The organism is Anabaena sp. 4-3 (assembly GCF_001597745.1).
GTDB lineage: Bacteria > Cyanobacteriota > Cyanobacteriia > Cyanobacteriales > Nostocaceae > Trichormus.
In genome coordinates this window covers 46,771-64,007 of sequence record NZ_LUHJ01000024.1, presented here as the reverse complement: position 1 = coordinate 64,007, position 17,237 = coordinate 46,771, and the positions used below count along the sequence as shown (strand labels likewise).

At 41.6% G+C, this 17,237-nt stretch carries 15 protein-coding genes; 2 read left to right on the top strand and 13 right to left on the bottom strand.

The window, feature by feature from the left end; genetic code table 11:
• Positions 1-88 precede the first annotated feature (88 nt).
• The 4 genes from A3775_RS06300 to A3775_RS25215 all read right to left on the bottom strand — a co-directional run bounded on the left by A3775_RS06300 (position 89) and on the right by A3775_RS25215 (position 4,881).
• A complete protein-coding gene (locus tag A3775_RS06300) occupies positions 89-2,602 on the bottom strand; it encodes a DUF3769 domain-containing protein (protein ID WP_066424263.1) in 2,514 nt (837 codons plus the stop codon).
• A 205-nt stretch (positions 2,603-2,807) separates the two neighbouring features.
• Positions 2,808-2,924: a photosystem II reaction center protein I gene (locus tag A3775_RS23440; protein ID WP_082803686.1), complete on the bottom strand. Its 117-nt coding sequence runs from the start codon at positions 2,922-2,924 to the stop codon at positions 2,808-2,810.
• A gap of 364 nt (positions 2,925-3,288) precedes the next feature.
• Complete coding sequence (locus A3775_RS06295) at positions 3,289-3,993, bottom strand: DapH/DapD/GlmU-related protein (protein WP_066424261.1); 705 nt, start codon at positions 3,991-3,993, stop codon at positions 3,289-3,291.
• Between the two features lie 759 nt (positions 3,994-4,752).
• A complete protein-coding gene (locus A3775_RS25215) occupies positions 4,753-4,881 on the bottom strand; it encodes a hypothetical protein (protein ID WP_255362686.1) in 129 nt (42 codons plus the stop codon).
• Between the two features lie 581 nt (positions 4,882-5,462).
• Here A3775_RS25215 and A3775_RS06290 point away from each other — a divergent pair.
• Together A3775_RS06290 and glgP are read left to right on the top strand one after the other, a co-directional pair.
• Positions 5,463-5,789, top strand: a complete 327-nt coding sequence (locus A3775_RS06290; protein WP_066376613.1) for a hypothetical protein — start codon at positions 5,463-5,465, stop codon at positions 5,787-5,789.
• A 373-nt stretch (positions 5,790-6,162) separates the two neighbouring features.
• Positions 6,163-8,727 carry an alpha-glucan family phosphorylase gene (gene glgP, locus A3775_RS06285; protein WP_066424259.1) on the top strand — a complete coding sequence of 855 codons (2,565 nt, stop codon included), beginning with the start codon at positions 6,163-6,165 and terminating at the stop codon, positions 8,725-8,727.
• Between the two features lie 150 nt (positions 8,728-8,877).
• Here glgP and A3775_RS06280 read toward each other — a convergent pair whose 3' ends face one another.
• The 9 genes from A3775_RS06280 to A3775_RS06240 form a co-directional block, all read right to left on the bottom strand.
• The gene (locus tag A3775_RS06280; RefSeq protein WP_066424257.1) at positions 8,878-9,636 is read right to left on the bottom strand and encodes a DUF429 domain-containing protein; all 759 of its coding nucleotides are present in this window, start codon (positions 9,634-9,636) and stop codon (positions 8,878-8,880) included.
• A 93-nt stretch (positions 9,637-9,729) separates the two neighbouring features.
• Complete coding sequence (pip, locus tag A3775_RS06275; RefSeq protein WP_066424256.1) at positions 9,730-10,680, bottom strand: prolyl aminopeptidase; 951 nt, start codon at positions 10,678-10,680, stop codon at positions 9,730-9,732.
• 288 nt (positions 10,681-10,968) lie between these two features.
• Positions 10,969-12,534 carry a B12-binding domain-containing radical SAM protein gene (locus tag A3775_RS06270; protein WP_066424254.1) on the bottom strand — a complete coding sequence of 522 codons (1,566 nt, stop codon included), beginning with the start codon at positions 12,532-12,534 and terminating at the stop codon, positions 10,969-10,971.
• Between the two features lie 125 nt (positions 12,535-12,659).
• Positions 12,660-13,193 (bottom strand): rhodanese-like domain-containing protein, encoded by a 534-nt coding sequence (locus tag A3775_RS06265; RefSeq protein ID WP_066376606.1) that lies wholly within the window; start codon positions 13,191-13,193, stop codon positions 12,660-12,662.
• 111 nt (positions 13,194-13,304) lie between these two features.
• Positions 13,305-13,565, bottom strand: coding sequence for a hypothetical protein (locus A3775_RS06260; RefSeq protein WP_066376605.1), 261 nt, complete (start codon positions 13,563-13,565; stop codon positions 13,305-13,307).
• Positions 13,566-13,581: 16 nt separating this feature from the next.
• Positions 13,582-14,454 carry a CoB--CoM heterodisulfide reductase iron-sulfur subunit B family protein gene (locus tag A3775_RS06255; protein WP_066376604.1) on the bottom strand — a complete coding sequence of 291 codons (873 nt, stop codon included), beginning with the start codon at positions 14,452-14,454 and terminating at the stop codon, positions 13,582-13,584.
• Complete coding sequence (locus A3775_RS06250) at positions 14,451-15,032, bottom strand: 4Fe-4S dicluster domain-containing protein (RefSeq protein ID WP_066424251.1); 582 nt, start codon at positions 15,030-15,032, stop codon at positions 14,451-14,453. Before A3775_RS06250 ends, A3775_RS06255 begins: the two co-directional genes overlap by 4 nt.
• Before the next feature lie 11 nt (positions 15,033-15,043).
• Entirely contained in the window at positions 15,044-16,108 is a 1,065-nt protein-coding gene (locus A3775_RS06245) for an FAD-dependent oxidoreductase (protein WP_066376601.1), read from the bottom strand.
• A 77-nt stretch (positions 16,109-16,185) separates the two neighbouring features.
• The gene (locus A3775_RS06240; RefSeq protein WP_066376599.1) at positions 16,186-17,232 is read right to left on the bottom strand and encodes a heterodisulfide reductase-related iron-sulfur binding cluster; all 1,047 of its coding nucleotides are present in this window, start codon (positions 17,230-17,232) and stop codon (positions 16,186-16,188) included.
• Between the last annotated feature and the right edge of the window lie 5 nt (positions 17,233-17,237).

Below are 17,237 nucleotides of genomic sequence, written 5' to 3'. Positions count from 1 at the left end.
CATTAGTCATTAGTCATTAGTCATTAGTCATTCGTTTCTCTCACCTGCTCCCCTGCTCCCCAGTCCCCAGTCTCCAGTCCCCAGTCCCTCACTTCTCCCGGCGCACACCGCCAACAACTGGGGTGACTTCACCATCAGAAAAGGGATCTGTTCCACCAGTCCAGTTAAAGTCACTAATACGGATGCTAAAACCCCCCAATTCCAGCACGGGATTGTAGCGCAAGGTAATGCCGTAGGTACGACGACTATATTCTAAAATGTAGTCGGTGCTTGTTTCTTGACCTGTATCTAAGTTAATTGATGTTTGAAAGCCCAAACGGAAAGGGCCATAAATCTGTTGTGTGACTCCAGCACTCAGCACTCTAGTATCAACGGAACGGTCAAAGAAAAACGGTGATAGACCACTGTTTAAACCTTGGGAGTAGGTAACATTAAAAGCGGTGTAGTCTAAGAATGGGCGAGAAAAGTGTCCGAACTGCCCTAACAAGCCTACTGAACCAATTAGGGTATTCTGATTATCGCCACTTGTGTAATAGCTAGTAGTACCTGTAACACCAGCGATCGCTTGCAAGTAAGGAACTACAGGTCTAGCTGTATACTTTAATCCCTGTGTGGGAGTACGTGGTAGGCGTTGTCCTTGCCAGAGTAAGAAGGTTTTATTGAGAGCAACACTACCTTGTAAGCGACCTAGAGAAACGCGATCGTTATCCCGATTAATATCTAATAAATCTTGGCGGTCGGTGTTGGCGTTGATATACTGTGCGCCAGCTTGATAACTGAGGTTAATACCAGTTTTACCGAGTGGGATCACTGGAGATATAATCAAACCACCCAAACTACTTTGAACGGTTTGGAAACCCAGCGAACCGTTATAAAGGCGATCGCGGTAGCTATATTCCCAATTCAATGTATGGGGGTTGACATTTCCTAAAGTTTGGCGTAAGCGTAAACTCGCTTTTAAATTTTCATCTATAGTATTGAGGTCGAAGCTAGTTAACTCGCCAGAACCCTGAAGTACAGATGTGGGACTCAACACCGCATTTAAACTAGCTTTCAGACCAAACAGAGAGGGTACATCATCACTACCTTGAACGGCTTTCTGGACAAAAAACTGCGGTGTAACTCGTAAGCGTGTCTTGTCGGTATTCACCACTGTAAAGCCACGTTCTACGAACAAACCCCCCCGGCGATCGCCATCATAGCCAGGGGAGACAATAAACGGGCTGGTGTCTCGTTCTCGTCGATCAATTGTCTGCTGATTGACGGGTAGGGGTAGAACTACGTTCTGATCAAATACTAGGCGTTGGCGTTGGGTGGTGATGCGGTCGATTAAAGGAGCTTCTCGCGTTACAGTCACTTTATCTGCTCGTAACTCTAACTCTGGAGGCGAAAATGGATCATTAGTAATGCGGACATTTCTCGCTTGCCAACCACGGGGATAAAACTCAATTTGTCCAGCTTCAAATCTCAGGCGGTTGACTTCACCCCCAGACTTTGGTGGTGGTAAATTGCTGGCTGTTGTACCACCCACTGTCAAATCAATGCCACCGGGACTGGTGACATCTGTGGTTGGTTGGTTAGCCCGAATGCGATCGCTTGGTGGTTGTGCGGGAACTCCCCCGGCTGTAACATCAGTGGGTAAGAACGCTAAATCTGTTGACGCTGAGGGGACATAAATCTCCCCACTGCCATTTTCTAATTCCCCACTGTCTAGGAGAAAATTATAGGTAAAGCGTTGTCCTCTTAATACTTGTTCACCCCTAGTTAATGCAACATCGCCTTCCCCAACCGCGATTAAATTCTCTAAATTTACCTGCACGCGATCGGCATCGACTACCGCCCCATCAAATCGCACCACTACATTACCTTCAGCCGTGACTATACGCCGTTGCTGGTCGTATTCTTGTCTATCTGATGTCACCTCCACAATTCTTTCTCTCACTTGTGGGGTAGTTGTGGTTGGTGTACCAGAGGGTGAAATTTGGGCTTGGGGACTGTTGGGTGCAAATGTGACAGTTGCTGGAACTGATGGTTGAGTTTTTTGACGGGACTTAAACTCAATCACATTTTGAATGGCTTGATGGCTGGGTACGCTATCAGGATTAAATACTGAGAGATTAATACTATCCCCAGACTGCTGCACTCTCACCTGTTCCTTTTGTGCTTCCTTGCTCAGATTTGCGGTGACAGCAGGGATTTGGGGTGGTGCTAATTCTTGAATATCATTGGTACTGGGAGCAACTGACCGATTCGATGTTGTTGTTTTCTCAATGGGATAACCAATTACTAAAGGCTGTCCTAAATTAGTAGCACTGTTAGTAGCTGGCTGGGGAGAAAATTCTGGCTCGAAGGTTTCTGGACTGCTGGTAGATTTTGCCGGGGTGGGAGTAACTAATAAATTGTTGTCCGTAGAAGTGTTATTAGCAGCAGTTCCCGTATTCTCTTGACTATAATTTTTGAGTGCTTCCGCTTGTGCTGGTGTAGAGGTGTCAACTTCCCCCACACTAGGAAACTGAGTATTGCTAGCAGATAAGCTGGAATTTGCCGGTTGTATGGGTTCAACGAGAGTAGGCGGTGCAGGAGGCAGAACTGGATGAAGCATATTAGAACACAATCAACCTAACAAATAGCCAATTAATAGCCGGAAGGATGAATTCACTTTTTGCCTTCCGACTTGCGCTTTCTGCTACTATGCAGCCAGCTTCCCGGAGATAGACAACCAACTGCAATGGTACAAGCCAGCAGTCGGTGTCTGTAACATCTGGTGTATTCTAGCTTCCGGCACTTACATAGGATTTGTCTAGTTTTTACTCTAAATCCCGACGACCGGGGTTACGAGCTGGGTCGTTAGACAAAAATCCGAAAACAAAAAGAGCCAAAAAGAATGCAACCACAATATAAACAGCGATTTTTAAAGTAACCATCGGCGATCTCTCCAAAGGGTATGACGAAAAAGCTCTTTCTTAGTATCTGCCATGCAGAAAAGATAGCTCCTTTATATTACCCATATCTCGTTCCTTTTGGAGAAGACAACGGTGGTATTTAAACACCATGTTTAGTAGAATTCTCAGATGATTCTACGCTTAGTTGCACCTGATAATATTCTTTTCCTGTTTTTTGTGGGCTGATCCATGTAGCTATCTAATTTGTAGATGTCCCTGATGTCATAGTTATTTACTGGTTGATATTGTGACGTTTAGCCAACCCAGAGGTTTCCTATTTCAGCAAGAACTGACAAAAATTTTTTCCCTGTTTACCACTGTGTCGTGCTAGCTGTTTGATTAACTATCAGTCATGAGTTGCATGAGATGTCACAAGGTTCTGGGCTATGCGGCTTTTAATCACGCGTGCCGGTACACCAACAGCCACAGAGAAAGGCGGAATATCTTTAGTAACTACTGCTCCCGCGCCAATTACACTCCCTTCACCGATAGTTACACCATCTAATACTGTTACCCCATGTCCTAACCAACAATCGTCCTCTATAACAATACCTTTACAAGTGACACCTTGGTACTTGATCGGCAATGTTGGATCTGTAAAATTGTGTTGGTTTGCATAGATACCAGTATGAGATGCTATCAAGCAGCGTTTACCAATTTTAATGTTTCCAGGGCCAGCAATACAAACATCAGGCCCAATGAAAGTTTCCTCATGAATTTGGATATCAGTGTCTTGCAAGCATCCTATATCAACATTACGCTCGATTGCTACGCCATTTGCTAAACTAATTCTATTATTTGGATGTCCTTTAGCATCCAGACGCACACCTTTAAATAGGTATACGCCATTGCCAATTTCTATTCCAGCAGTGTTGATAAATTCAACTCCATCTTGGATATAAACTGAGCTACCCATTTGAGCAAAAATCTGCCGATATGCCAGATTTCTTAATTTTGTTCCTAATGCGAGTGTGGGCATATCTCCGAGGAGAGTCATTAGTAACAATTCTTGAAATCGCTGCCATTTTAAGTTGTTGTGCTGCTTCTTCATGACCGAATTCTCAGATGAATGGTGTAAATAATTTTGACTGTGTATTGGCAATGGATTTTTGGTAATGCTAATAACACTGATTCTGATATCTCTCAAGTAAATGATTCACGGGATAGTGAGATAAAACTATCAAAGATTTTCGTCAAGGGTTAGGTAAATGTGATATTTTTGCTTTGTCATTAAAATTTATTCCTAATTTATAGGACTAAATTAATCACTAAATACCCTTAAATAAATACCCTCAATTTTAGTTCCGCATTTTAGCCTTGACATCATCAATTTTTAGGCTGAACACATCAGCAATTTAACCAAAAAATCTATCCTGTACTTACAGCAGATTTTTTGTCCACGAATTGTGATTTCTGTATGGAACAACAAAATAGTTGGTTGACAATATCGCTGTTTTTTGTCAACAAACCTATTGTTAATTTCCTGAATACCTCAGCCAATACTTAGGTAATTACAGTTTTTCCCTCAGACTATTAAATTGTGAAATTGAATGCTCAGTGTCAGGTAAGGTAAATAGGTTGGTATGAGTTCATCACAACTACTGACAATCTAGCTGCTGATAGTTTTTTAGCGATGATAGCTGTTTCTGTTGCAGTCAGTTGCTTTTTTTATCAACTAATTTGACCAAATTTCCCTCAACAACAAAACATTTTTAGCAAGTTACATCAATCAAATTAAGCGTTTGTCTTGCCTATAAGAATGTTATTTGTGTTGATTTTACCTTGCTTGGTCTCACTCTATACAATAAAGTTATGGTGGAGTATCTCCGACTTCAGCCATGACATTAAAATTCTCCATCGGTGCAAACAAGTAAGCACTTCCCCGATTGTTATAGCGACTTTCTTGCAACGAATTTCTAGAGTATGTTGCTCTAATCATGTTGCACAATGATGATTTACAACACAACCTAATCACGCTTAATTATTACATGATTTGTTTTTAACAATAATTGCTCCCTAGCATAACACACTTTTTTGAGATGGAGCCATCCTCATAAATAAGTTTCATTTAATTTTCCTAAACCATAATAAATTTGCAACTTAGACTATATTTCACTAACATCATTATCAATAAATAAAGTTTTTATTTGTTAAGTAAATTACATAATAGATAACATTGCTTTGCAACTTGAGAATTTACGATTGAAAATCACGATAACCGGGTAATATTTTTGACTATAAAGTTAAATATATCACTAATTTTTCAGTCAGTATTGAGACTCCAAATAACATAGATGATACAGCTATCAGTGGAATAGAAAAAATAGCTCAAATAAATATTATGAATCGTTAACCGAAATTTGTAAATCACTCTATAAGGTGATCCAATTGGGTGGTTAGTGAAGGATAATATACATGATAAAATTTGCAAACAATTGGGCTATCACTTGTTTACATGATATTCTCAGAATAATATTTTCTCCGAAATATCAATCTTTACTGTCATGCTAGGTGAAAATTATGTCCTCAATTAACGAAATTGTACAACAAGCTTTAAACTCTGGTTATTTAGGTCTTGATACCCAAAATGAAATTCAAACATTATTGCAAAGTCATTATGATTCAGAAGATGTGGATGCGTTGATTATTTTGCAAAGGGCGATCGCCTCTGGTAATGTAGAGCGAGAGCCAAGTTGTCGTTATCAAACCTACTTTCCTGTTGGTAGTCAACAGTCTCAAGCCAATATTAAACTAGCTTATCAAGTAGCGGCAGAAATGACTTTTGCTGTAGCAGTTGCTATGTCTATGCAGAATAATACTCAAAATCAACCATTTTTAGGGAGATAACAGTTAACAAATACCAAGGAGGCGATCAGTTGGCTCGAAGTAAGCGATCGCCAGATAAAATCATCAATAACATATTTCATCAATATTCAGAGAAATATCATCATTTTTTTGGGATCACGGCCGATAAATCCAGCAAAAAAGATTAAATCCCAAATTCTGCCAAAATATTAAAATTTAATAAATAAAAATTTCAGTCTTAGGAGTGATCAGATAATGAAAAACACCCTGAGCATCAACTTTACCAGCAGAATTTCTGTATTTTGCCATGCTCCACAAAGTCATGGCAATTTTACAAACATAGTATAAAGAATTGGCAACATTGGGTAAAGACAGTCAACAATAGCCATAGCTAAACTAGGAGCTTTGCTAACCTATGCAGCCAATTCGTACATTCAACGTTTCTCCTTCCCTGCCGCCACGACTCGAACCATTGAGAGGATTGGCGTATAACTTACATTGGGATTGGAATGTTGAGACAAAAGATTTATTTCGCCGTTTAGACCCAGATTTGTGGGAATCTAGTCATCACAATCCAGTCTTGATGCTAGGTACGATTAGTCAAGCCCGGCTTTTGGAAGTCGTGGAAGATGAAGGCTTCCTAGCACAGATGGATCGTGCTGCGCGTCAATTACAAGAATATCTCCAAGAGCGCACTTGGTATCAGAAACAGCGCAGTCAAAAACCAAAGGAATGTTACGCCTATTTTTCGGCGGAATTCGGGCTGGTAGATTGTCTACCCATCTATTCTGGTGGTTTGGGTGTGCTGGCGGGGGATCACCTCAAATCTGCCAGCGACTTGGGTTTACCTCTGGTGGGAGTCGGCTTACTCTACCAGCAAGGCTACTTTGCTCAGTATCTAAATGTGGATGGCTGGCAGCAAGAACGCTACCCGATTAATGATTTTTACAATATGCCCTTGCATCTGGAGCGTAATCCCGACGGTTCAGAATTGCGGATTGCAGTAGACTATCCAGGGCGGAAAGTATACGCGAGAGTTTGGCGCGTACAGGTGGGAACAGTACCCTTGTATATGTTGGACACTAACATTGAACCAAACAATCCCTACGACCACGACATTACAGATCAGCTGTATGGTGGGGATATCGATATGCGTATCCACCAAGAAATTATGTTAGGGATTGGTGGTGTACAGCTATTAAAAGCTTTGGGGTATGAGGTGACAGCTTACCACATGAATGAAGGCCACGCCGCCTTTTCAGCCCTAGAGCGTATCCGTCTGTTAATTAAAGAACAGGGATTAAGCTATGCGGAAGCTAGGCAGGTGGTAATTTCCAGCAACATCTTTACCACCCACACCCCAGTACCAGCAGGGATTGACTTGTTCCCTCCCGACAAAATCCTTTACTACCTGGGTTATTATGCAGATATTTTTGGGTTACCCAAAGAACAATTTTTAGGACTGGGGCGAGAGAATACAGGTGATTTATCTGCACCCTTTAGTATGGCAGTGCTGGCTTTAAAAATGGCAACTGCTTCTAATGGTGTGGCGCAGTTGCACGGCGTAGTCTCACGGCAAATGTTCCAAGGTTTGTGGAAAAAAGTACCCGTGGAAGAAGTGCCAATTGCCGCTATTACTAACGGTGTCCACGCCCGCAGTTGTGTTGCTAAATCAACTCAGGAATTATATGATCGCTACTTGGGGCCGAATTGGTCATCTGCACCACCTGATAGCCCATTATGGGAACGGATGGAAGCGATACCCGATGAGGAGTTATGGCGAAATCATGAGCGTTGTCGCTTAGACATGATTTTGTATGTGCGGGAACATCTGGTTAAACATTTACGCGATCGCGGTGCTTCTGCTTCAGATATTGCTCAAGCCCAGGAAGTCCTAGATCCTAATGTTTTAACTATTGGCTTTGCCCGTCGTTTTGCCACTTACAAACGCGCTACCTTGTGGATGCGTGACATTGAACGTATAAAGCGCATTTTGCTAGGTAACAAAAATCGCAAAGTGCAGTTTGTGATTGCGGGTAAGGCACACCCAAAAGACCTTCCTGGTAAAGAACTCATCCGCGAAATTAACCACTTCATCACAGAACAACACTTAGAAAAACATATAGTGTTTGTTCCCAACTACGACATTCATATTTCCCGGTTGATGGTGGCTGGCTGTGATGTCTGGTTAAATACTCCCCGTCGTCCCCGTGAAGCTTCTGGTACTAGCGGGATGAAAGCAGCCATGAATGGACTACCTAATTTAAGTGTCTTAGATGGTTGGTGGGATGAAGCTGATTATGTCCGCACAGGTTGGGCAATTGGTCACGGCGAAAATTATGATGATCCTAATTATCAGGATGAAGTCGAAGCTAATGCTTTGTATGACTTACTAGAAAAAGAAGTTGTACCGTTATTCTATGACCACCGTGATGTCGATGGTTTACCTCGGCGTTGGGTTGCTAAAATGAAAGACGCGATTCAGTTGAATTGTCCGTTTTTCAATACAGCGCGGATGGTGCGAGAATATGCTCAACGGGCTTATTTCCCTGCTAGCGATCGCTATCATACCCTGATAGCTGATAATTATGCTCCAGCTAAGGAATTAGCAGCTTGGAAAGCAAAACTTACTGACCACTGGTTTAATATCAAAATCAAAGATATCGACGTATCCGCAGGTGCAGATATCGAAGTCAATCAAACTGTGGCCGTAAAAGCTAAAGTTGACCTAGCAACTTTAACCAATGATGATGTGCAGGTGGAATTATATCAAGGTGCAATTGATGCCAATGGCGATATCGTCAACGCTGTACCTGTAGTCATGGATTACCAAGGACAGGATACACACGGCTTGAGTATTTACACCGCCAATATCATTTATACCAATTCCGGTTTACAAGGCTTGTCTTTGCGCGTGTTACCTCAACACCCATATCTATCTAGTTCTTATGAACCCCGGTTGATTGCTTGGGCTGAATAGGATGAGGGAGTTATACCAATTCACAATTCGCAATTCGCAATTCGCTATTAAGAAACTTAGATGAGGGAAATTTTCCCCAGAATTCTTTAATTTTGAATTTTGAATTTTGCGAAAAGTTCTGTAGGCGGGTTTCCCGCCGTAGGAAACTTTTCAAGACGAATTTTGAATTGATTTGTCCCCAGTCCCCAATCCCTTGGGGATGACAATGTAACCTGTAGTGCGATCGCCTAATACTAGGTTACGTTGTGTACCCCAATACCACCAGTAAGCAGCTACATAAGCACAGATTAAGCTATCTAATTTATCTTCTGTAGCTTTGAGTTCTGCACCTGTATAGGGAATCTCCACAGGTAACAAACTACCCACATCTAAAGCAGGTTCATAGGTGGGTAGCATTTCCACAATATATTGATATAGTTTGATTAATTCTAAGCGGCGTTCATTGATACGCCCTTTTTTATATTTTAGGATGCGTTCTAACCCGAATAAATGCACTATCGCGGGGTGAGGAAACACTTCAATTTGATATCTACCCGGCGTTTGTGGTGTAATTTCCGGTGCATGGGCAAAACCACGGGATTCTAATTCTAAACCAAAGTTAATAGTGCGTTCGGCAAATGGGAGACTTTGGTTAGCGGGGTAACAGCCAGCGTGATATTTTCCAAAGTATGTATGAGTTAGCTTATCAGGAAGACGACTACCTGTAGCGTTAGGGATGAGGGTAGGCGCATCTACGGCGATAAGTGCTGATTCGGTTGGTTTTACGCAGTTATCTATCCAAGCTAAAATGTGAGTGATCGCATCTTTCCGTGCTAAATCAACTAACTCTAATTTTCCCTCTGTTAATTGTAAGCAACACAGCCCACTCGGTTGAGATTTCCAACCCAAATCCACACCTATAAATTTCATTGTTATCAATATAAAATTATTTTGTTTGTAGTGAGGACTTTAGTCCTCCCTATCTTTAAATAAGGACTAAAGTCCTTACTACAAACTATTAACTTACACCCTATCACCAAACCTATCCGTTGCCTCAATCAAAGCACTACGAATTCCCACCTCACTCATCGAGTGTCCCGCATCAGGAACTACAATAAATTCAGCCTCCGGCCAAGCTCGATGTAATTCCCAAGCTGATATCATCGGACACACTACATCATAACGACCTTGAACAATCACAGCAGGAATATGCCGAATGCGGTCAACATTTAATAATAATTGATTTTCAGGATGAAAAAAACCTTTATTAATAAAATAATGACATTCAATTCGTGCAAAAGCTTCAGCAAATTTATCCTCGCCAAAAGTTTGCATTAATTGGGTATCAGGAAATAATTTACTGGTGCTAGCTTCCCAAATTGACCAAGCTCGTGCTGCTGCTTGTCTAATTTGTAAATCTGGGCTAGTTAAACGTTGATAATAAGCTGTGAGTAAATCATCACGTTCATCTACAGGAATTGGTTTGAGATATTCTTCCCAAGCATCAGGAAAAATATAGCTAGCACCTTCTTGATAAAACCATCTTAATTCTTTTTGTCTGAGTAAGAATATACCGCGTAAAATTAACCCTAAACAACGTTCTGGATAAGTTTGACTATAAGCTAATGATAAGGTGCTTCCCCAACTACCACCAAAAACTACCCATTTTTCTATGCCTAAATGTTCTCGCAGTTTTTCAATATCATCAACTAAATGCCAAGTTGTATTTTCTCGTAACTCTGCATGGGGTATACTTTTACCGCAACCACGTTGATCAAACATGATTAACCGCCATTTTTCTGGATGAAAATATTGGCGATAATGTGGCGGACAACCACCACCAGGGCCGCCATGCAGCAAAACTATAGGTTTACCTTGGGGGTTTCCTGATTCTTCAAAATGGATTGTGTGTAATTCTGAAACTTGTAATTTACTTTCATTATAAGGTTCAATCAGGGGATAGAGTTCACGCATTTTTATATGTAACTATTTACAAATAATAATTTCTTAGCTTATACTAAGTTAATATGGCTCTGTATAAAATCAGATATCAAGCATAATTGAACGCAGATGGACGCAGATAAACGCCGATAAAGACAGAGAAATCAATGGATTTTCTAATTATGTGCAACTTCACGTAACATTGGTATTGTACCATTTTTTGATGAATATGCGCTTGATTCTTAAATGTAGAGACGTTGCATGCAACGTCTCTACGGTATGTATTGAACTGCTATATTTAAATAGAGCAAGAGTGATGAATCAACTTACAGATGCTAATTGCTGAATTGCGTCTTCCTGTTTAGACTCCTGCAATGCTGCCAATTTTGCTTGTAACTGCGCCCTTACCTCATGACGGTAGCTGAAGAAATGTTCACCTATACCCAAGGTAGTCATGTAATCGTATAATAACCGGGGTTTGGAAAAGGCGATCGCTACCAATTGCCACCAAAACCGCCAGCGTGTAGAACGAACTACACCCTGTCGCCAGCAAATAGCAAAAAACAGACGTATTTCAATCATAGTTACACGACGGTTAGTTTTAGGCCGCCAGCCCGTCATCATCATAAAATGGCGGAAAGTCCGCTTTAAGTAAGGCATTGGCTCATAAATATGCCAAAAAGCCTCAATATACTCTTCCGTAATTTCCTCTACGGGACGAGTTGGTACAAAGTTCATAATTGCACCTTGATGAACAGTTCCTAACCCATCAACCAGCCGCCCTTCCTGCTGTAAGCGATTCCAAAGAGCAGTATTTTGTAACGCTTGCAGTAAGCTAAAATGCCCTTGAGGAATGCCAGTTTCCTCAATAAAATCCCTAATTCTTTGACCTGCACCTGAACGCTCATTATCAAAGCCCATAATAAAACCAGACATAATTTGTAATCCTGCCTTGGTGATTTTATGGCAAGATTCTATTAAGTCTTTACGTGTATTCTGGACTTTATGAATACCCAAAAGACTATCTGTGTCTGGGGTTTCGATGCCCATAAAGACCATCGTAAAACCAGCTTTCACCATCAACTCAATTAATTCGTCGTCCTCGGCTAAATTTAGTGATGCTTCTGTCACTAAAGTAAAGGGGTAATTATGTTCCTCCATCCACGGGATGAGTGCTTTTAAAAATACTTTGGCATTACGTTTGTTACCGATAAAATTGTCATCCACCACAAACACATACCTTCGCCAACCCAAATCATAGAGAGTTTGAAATTCTCTCAGCATTTGTTCTGGTGTTTTGGTGCGGGGTTTGCGTCCATACAAATTGATGATGTCGCAAAACTCGCATTGAAACGGACACCCACGGGAAAATTGTACAGTGATTGCTAAATAAGCATCTAAATCCAGTAAATCAAATCGAGCAATAGGCGTTTGGGTAACATCTGGTTTTTCTGGAGAACGAAAAATTCCCCGTTCCTCTCCCCCTGCTAAAGCTGATAAAAACATGGGGATAGTACATTCACCCTCATCCAAAATTAAATAATGCGCCCCTGCTTCCAAAGCAAATTCTGGGACTGACGTAGGGAAAGGCCCTCCTACAGCTACCTTTTTACCTAACGCAACTCCCTTTTTGATCAACTCCCAAAAGTCCTGTTTTTGGATAATCATTGCAGAGATGATTACCAAATCGCACCATTCCCAGTCTGCATCAGTTTCTAAACGTACATTGCGGTCTATCAATCTAATTTCCCAATCACTAGGTAACATCGCCGCCACTGTAATTAAACCCAATGGGGGATTCGTAGAGTGTAAACCTGCTAAATCAAGGGTTTCCTGGTAAGACCAGAAAGAATTGGGCATTATTGGCCAGAGTAGTAAGGCTTTCATAAAGCACACACCCCGGAATTCAAAAACATTACCTCCTAAGTTAATGTAAGTTTTTCAACGGGATATTAAGATTTGTTGTGATGTGTGAAAGCATAGAGACTGAAACTAGCGTTGCTGAGTTGCAATTAGCTGGAGGAAGTATTTAAAGTTTGACCTGCTGCTTTCCAACCATTGATACTTGGGGGAAAACCTCGCACATTGTCATAACCCAACAAACGTAAAGACATCACAGCCATTGCTGAACGATAACCAGATGTGCAGTATACAACCACAGACTGATTTTGGGGAATTTGGTCAAGGTTTTGCGTTAGTCTTGGCAGAGGAATATTAATTGCATTACCAATATGTCCGGTGGCATACTCAGAAGGTTCTCTGACATCAATCAAAAGAATATTTTCCTCCCTGAGTAACCGTTGCAATTCTTCTACATTACCCACGGTGTAATAGCCTTTAGGGATGGAAGTGAGATAATGATTAACTGCCGTTTTTAGGTCTGAATCTGAATTAACCACGGTTGTATTTTTGGTAACTGGGGTAGATAAGTTTTGATTCAATGACTGGGAAAATGCTAATGCTGACTGGTTATAGGCGAAACCAAAAAGAATATAGACAAATATCCCTAATCCTAATAAACTTGCCAGAATTTTTTGATGTTTCATGGTCTAGATTTTAATAGTATTTCGTGATGGTAACTAAGAAAAAAAATTCCCACTATATTCTAGACCATAAAAATAATCTGCTCGTCAACTCAAAGCATGAATATGTAAGTTTTAGTTGGGGATTTTAGCGGCTACTTCTGCTTTGGCTTCAGTGACAAGTTCTTTACTACTTTCATAGACAAGGATGCCGCCTTTGATGGTTTGCTTGGCGATTGATTTACCAACTTTTTTGACTGCTGGTAGCAGAATTGGTAAAAGAATGAAGCCAGTAGCACTGACAAGCAATAATTTTGTCATGCCTGGAAATGGACAGTAATTGCCAAACAGAGGATTTCTCGTGACTGCCTTGCTCAATTGATATTCCCATTTCATAATTTATCTCTCCTACTTAGTCAGATACATTCAATTTCTGCAAAACCGACTTGGTAGAAATTATGTGCTTATTTAAGCCTAATTTTCTGGGTGCAATACCAAAAGCCAGTCCAATTAACTCCGTAATGTAGATAATGGGTAAACCATAGCTAACATTGTATTTCTTCTCGATATCTGGTTGTTTAATTTCTAAATTTGTAGCACACAAAGGACAAGCCAAAACTATACAATCAGCCCCCAGAGATTGAGCCTCATCTAATAGTCTCTTAGTCAGTTCTAAGGCGACATCTTCTTTGGGGATGACTACAGACCCGCCACAACATTTGGTTTTTGAGCGAAAATCAACCACCTCAGCCTCACACTTTTGAGCTAATTTATCCATTGACATGGGGAAAGTAGGAGAGTCCCACCCAGTAATGTCTGCTGGTCGAGTCAAGAGACAACCATAATAACAAGCCACTTTCAAATTCTTCAGAGGCTTTTTGATGTGGCTGGAAATATCAACATCATTAACCAACACATCAACTACATTCCTGACTCTAATATTGGAGTCGGAAACGGATATACCCATTTCTGAGAGAATCGAGGTGATTTTTTGTCTTTCTGTATCCTTTTCTAATGCCTGTGCTGCCTTCGCTGATTTGTTATAACAACCAGAACAAGATGCTAACAAATCCAGATTTTGCTTTTGTGCCAAAGCGACATTTCGCGCCGCCAAAGCCATACCCACATCATGGGAAACTGCGCCAGCTACAGAACCGCCACAACATGACCAGTCATGCAAATCCTCAAGTTCAATTCCCAGTTCCCGCATCACAACTTTGGTGGAGATATCAAACTCTTTGGCTGTTGTATGCAGACTACATCCAGGATAGTAAGAAAATTTCATTGTTCGACCGCCTTTGATAATGCTGCGCTAAATTGTTTGGGGTCTTTGACTTGAGCCGGAAATGGGGATATTTTGCCCCGTAAAGCTAATTTGATGCCTAATTCTGCTTGTTCCAGCACGGCGGCCATACCCCCGTACTGTTGCATTAATTCCGGTTCAAACAGGATGCCGCGTTTCTTGATTAATTCCACAAATATCTGATTAAATCTTACAGAGTCATTTTTAATACCTTCCCGAATAGCGATCGCCTTCACTGCTTCCATCACATCCGACGGTCGCACCCCACGCGGACATCGGGTAGTACAAATTTGACAAGATGTACACAACCACAAAGCCTGACTTTGCAGCACCTTTTCCCACTCACCCCTCTGAATCATCAGTACCAAACTGCGTGGTAAAATATCCATCCGGTCAGCATTGGTACAGCCACCGCTACAAGTACCACACTGCATACAACTAGCGATCGCAGCATACTCACCACCCTCCGCCAGAACCTGCTTGAGAAACTCGTGGTTCATTTTGTCACCATCAACCTGACGGTCTACCTTCAGACCAAAGAAACATTTTTTTCCTGCCATTGCTTGATACCTTAATGAAGTGAAGTAGCAATTTCCGCCACTACCGAGCCACCATTGAGAGAATCTACTGATTGACTAGCTAAAAAAGCTGCAATTTCCGCCGCCGCCGACCGTCCATCAGTAATAGATTCCACAATTGCTTTTGGCCCTGTAGCTGTCCCCGCCAGAAAAATACCTTCTCTGGGGGAGGAATTATTGGAATATTGCATATTAGCAGTGACATAGAAACGGTCTGCACCAACCTTTAACCCCGCCACCTGTGATAATTCCGTATTGGCACACATCCCCACCATTAACACCAACATATCCACACTCAACCGCATCGGTCTAGCTGTTAAGGTATCTTCCAGTCTTAACAATAAACTGCTGTCAGTTTTCTCATTCGCCTCAGACAACCGACCACGAATAAACTGAATACCATAATCTTCCTGAGAAGTGCGATAAAGTTCCTCATAACCGCGACCAAACACCCGAATATCCATATAGAGGCAATAAATCTCACAATTAGGAATCTGCTGTTTAAGTTCAATTGCCACCTTAATTGTGTTCGTACAACAGACTCTAGAACAGTAATTATTATTGACCTTCTCATCCCTAGAACCCACACAGTGAATCATCGCCACCTTTTGCGGCGTTTTACCAGATGCCGTCTTCACAGTGTGATGTTTCAACATAGCATCTAGCTCAATTGAGGTAATAGAATTATCGTAGATGCCATAACCATATTCTTCCTTCAAAGCAGCATCAAACGGCTTAAATCCCGTCGCCACCAAAATCGCAACTGCATCTATGATTTCACCAGTCGAAGTTGTCACTTGAAAATTGGGTGCTGACCCAGCAATCTCCGTCACTGTACAATCAGTTAAAATCTTAGTCTTGTTGAGATTCCCCTTTAAATTACTAATAATTTCCGTAGCATCAGTAAAATCAGGAAACACCTTATACCAATTCTTAACATGACCCCCAATAGCGGCTGCCTTCTCAATTAAAACCACCTCATAACCAAAATCCTGCAATCTCCCCGCCGCCGCCATCCCAGCAACACCGCCCCCAATCACTACAACATTTTTACCCATAACTTTCACCTCTAAACTCTCTTACTCTCTGCGCCTGGAGCGTGACAAAATCCAAAACCATGCAACACCGCAGACGATTAAAATGGCCTCCTACGCTCCTGTGCCGTTTTACTCTTGTCATAAGGAATACCAATCTTCTCCAACAAAGGCTCAATCGGGACAGCCTTAGCATTCAATCCACAATCCTTAAATGGGTCATAACCCAACAACAACCCAGTCAATTGAGCATAGTCAAGAATACTGACATTAAACTCTTCTTCCAAAACTTCCTTAATAGTTCCTTGTTCAGCATCAAGAAACACAGTACACCCCGGACAGTTAGTCAAGATTAAATTACAGTCTGGATGCGCTTCCTTCAAACTAACTAATTTTTTGTAAACACTACTGGCGGTATAGTCTCTGTTTTCTGGGAAAGCACACTGACGAAAACCCATACCACAGCAATGTCTGCGTTCGGGATAATCCACAATCTCAGCACCAAAGGCTTCTAGTAGCCCTACTAACACTTGCGGGAACTCAGCCCCACCCATAGCCTCACCAGGGAAAATCTTCCCGTAGTGACATCCAACATGGTCTGTAGCTTTGATTCCCTTCAGGCTGTACTTAGCTTTTGCGGCTAATTTATGCCGATTCGCAAAGAAAACATCGGAAGCATGAACCACAGAAGGTCTACCCCCAGAAACATGAGGAATCCAAAATTCTCGTCCGGTAGTTTCCTTCAAAGTCTTTTCGGTATACTCTCTTAACTCTGGTTCTTCTTCCCAAAGTTTAATCACTTCCGTATAGTTAGCAAAGGAAGTAACGCAAAATGAGAAGAGATTATCTACACCCAGTTCGTGATGAGCAACAGAAAAATTTCTTGCCGCCATTACCATCTGCGTTTCCAGGTTGGACACATCCCCGTGATAGCCAATAGCACCACAGGAGGTATGTCCGGCAGCTTCCCGCAGTTCCATACCTAAATCGTTTTTCAAGATTTTATAAGCAATACCTTCTGTGTAGGGGGCAGCACTCTGAAGAAAACAACTGCGAAAACATCCCCACAACTTACCACCTTCATCATCTACAGATGGCACAGCTTTTTGGTGTCTTTCCCAAGCCTGATTTTTTCCTGCCAGTTTCATTATTT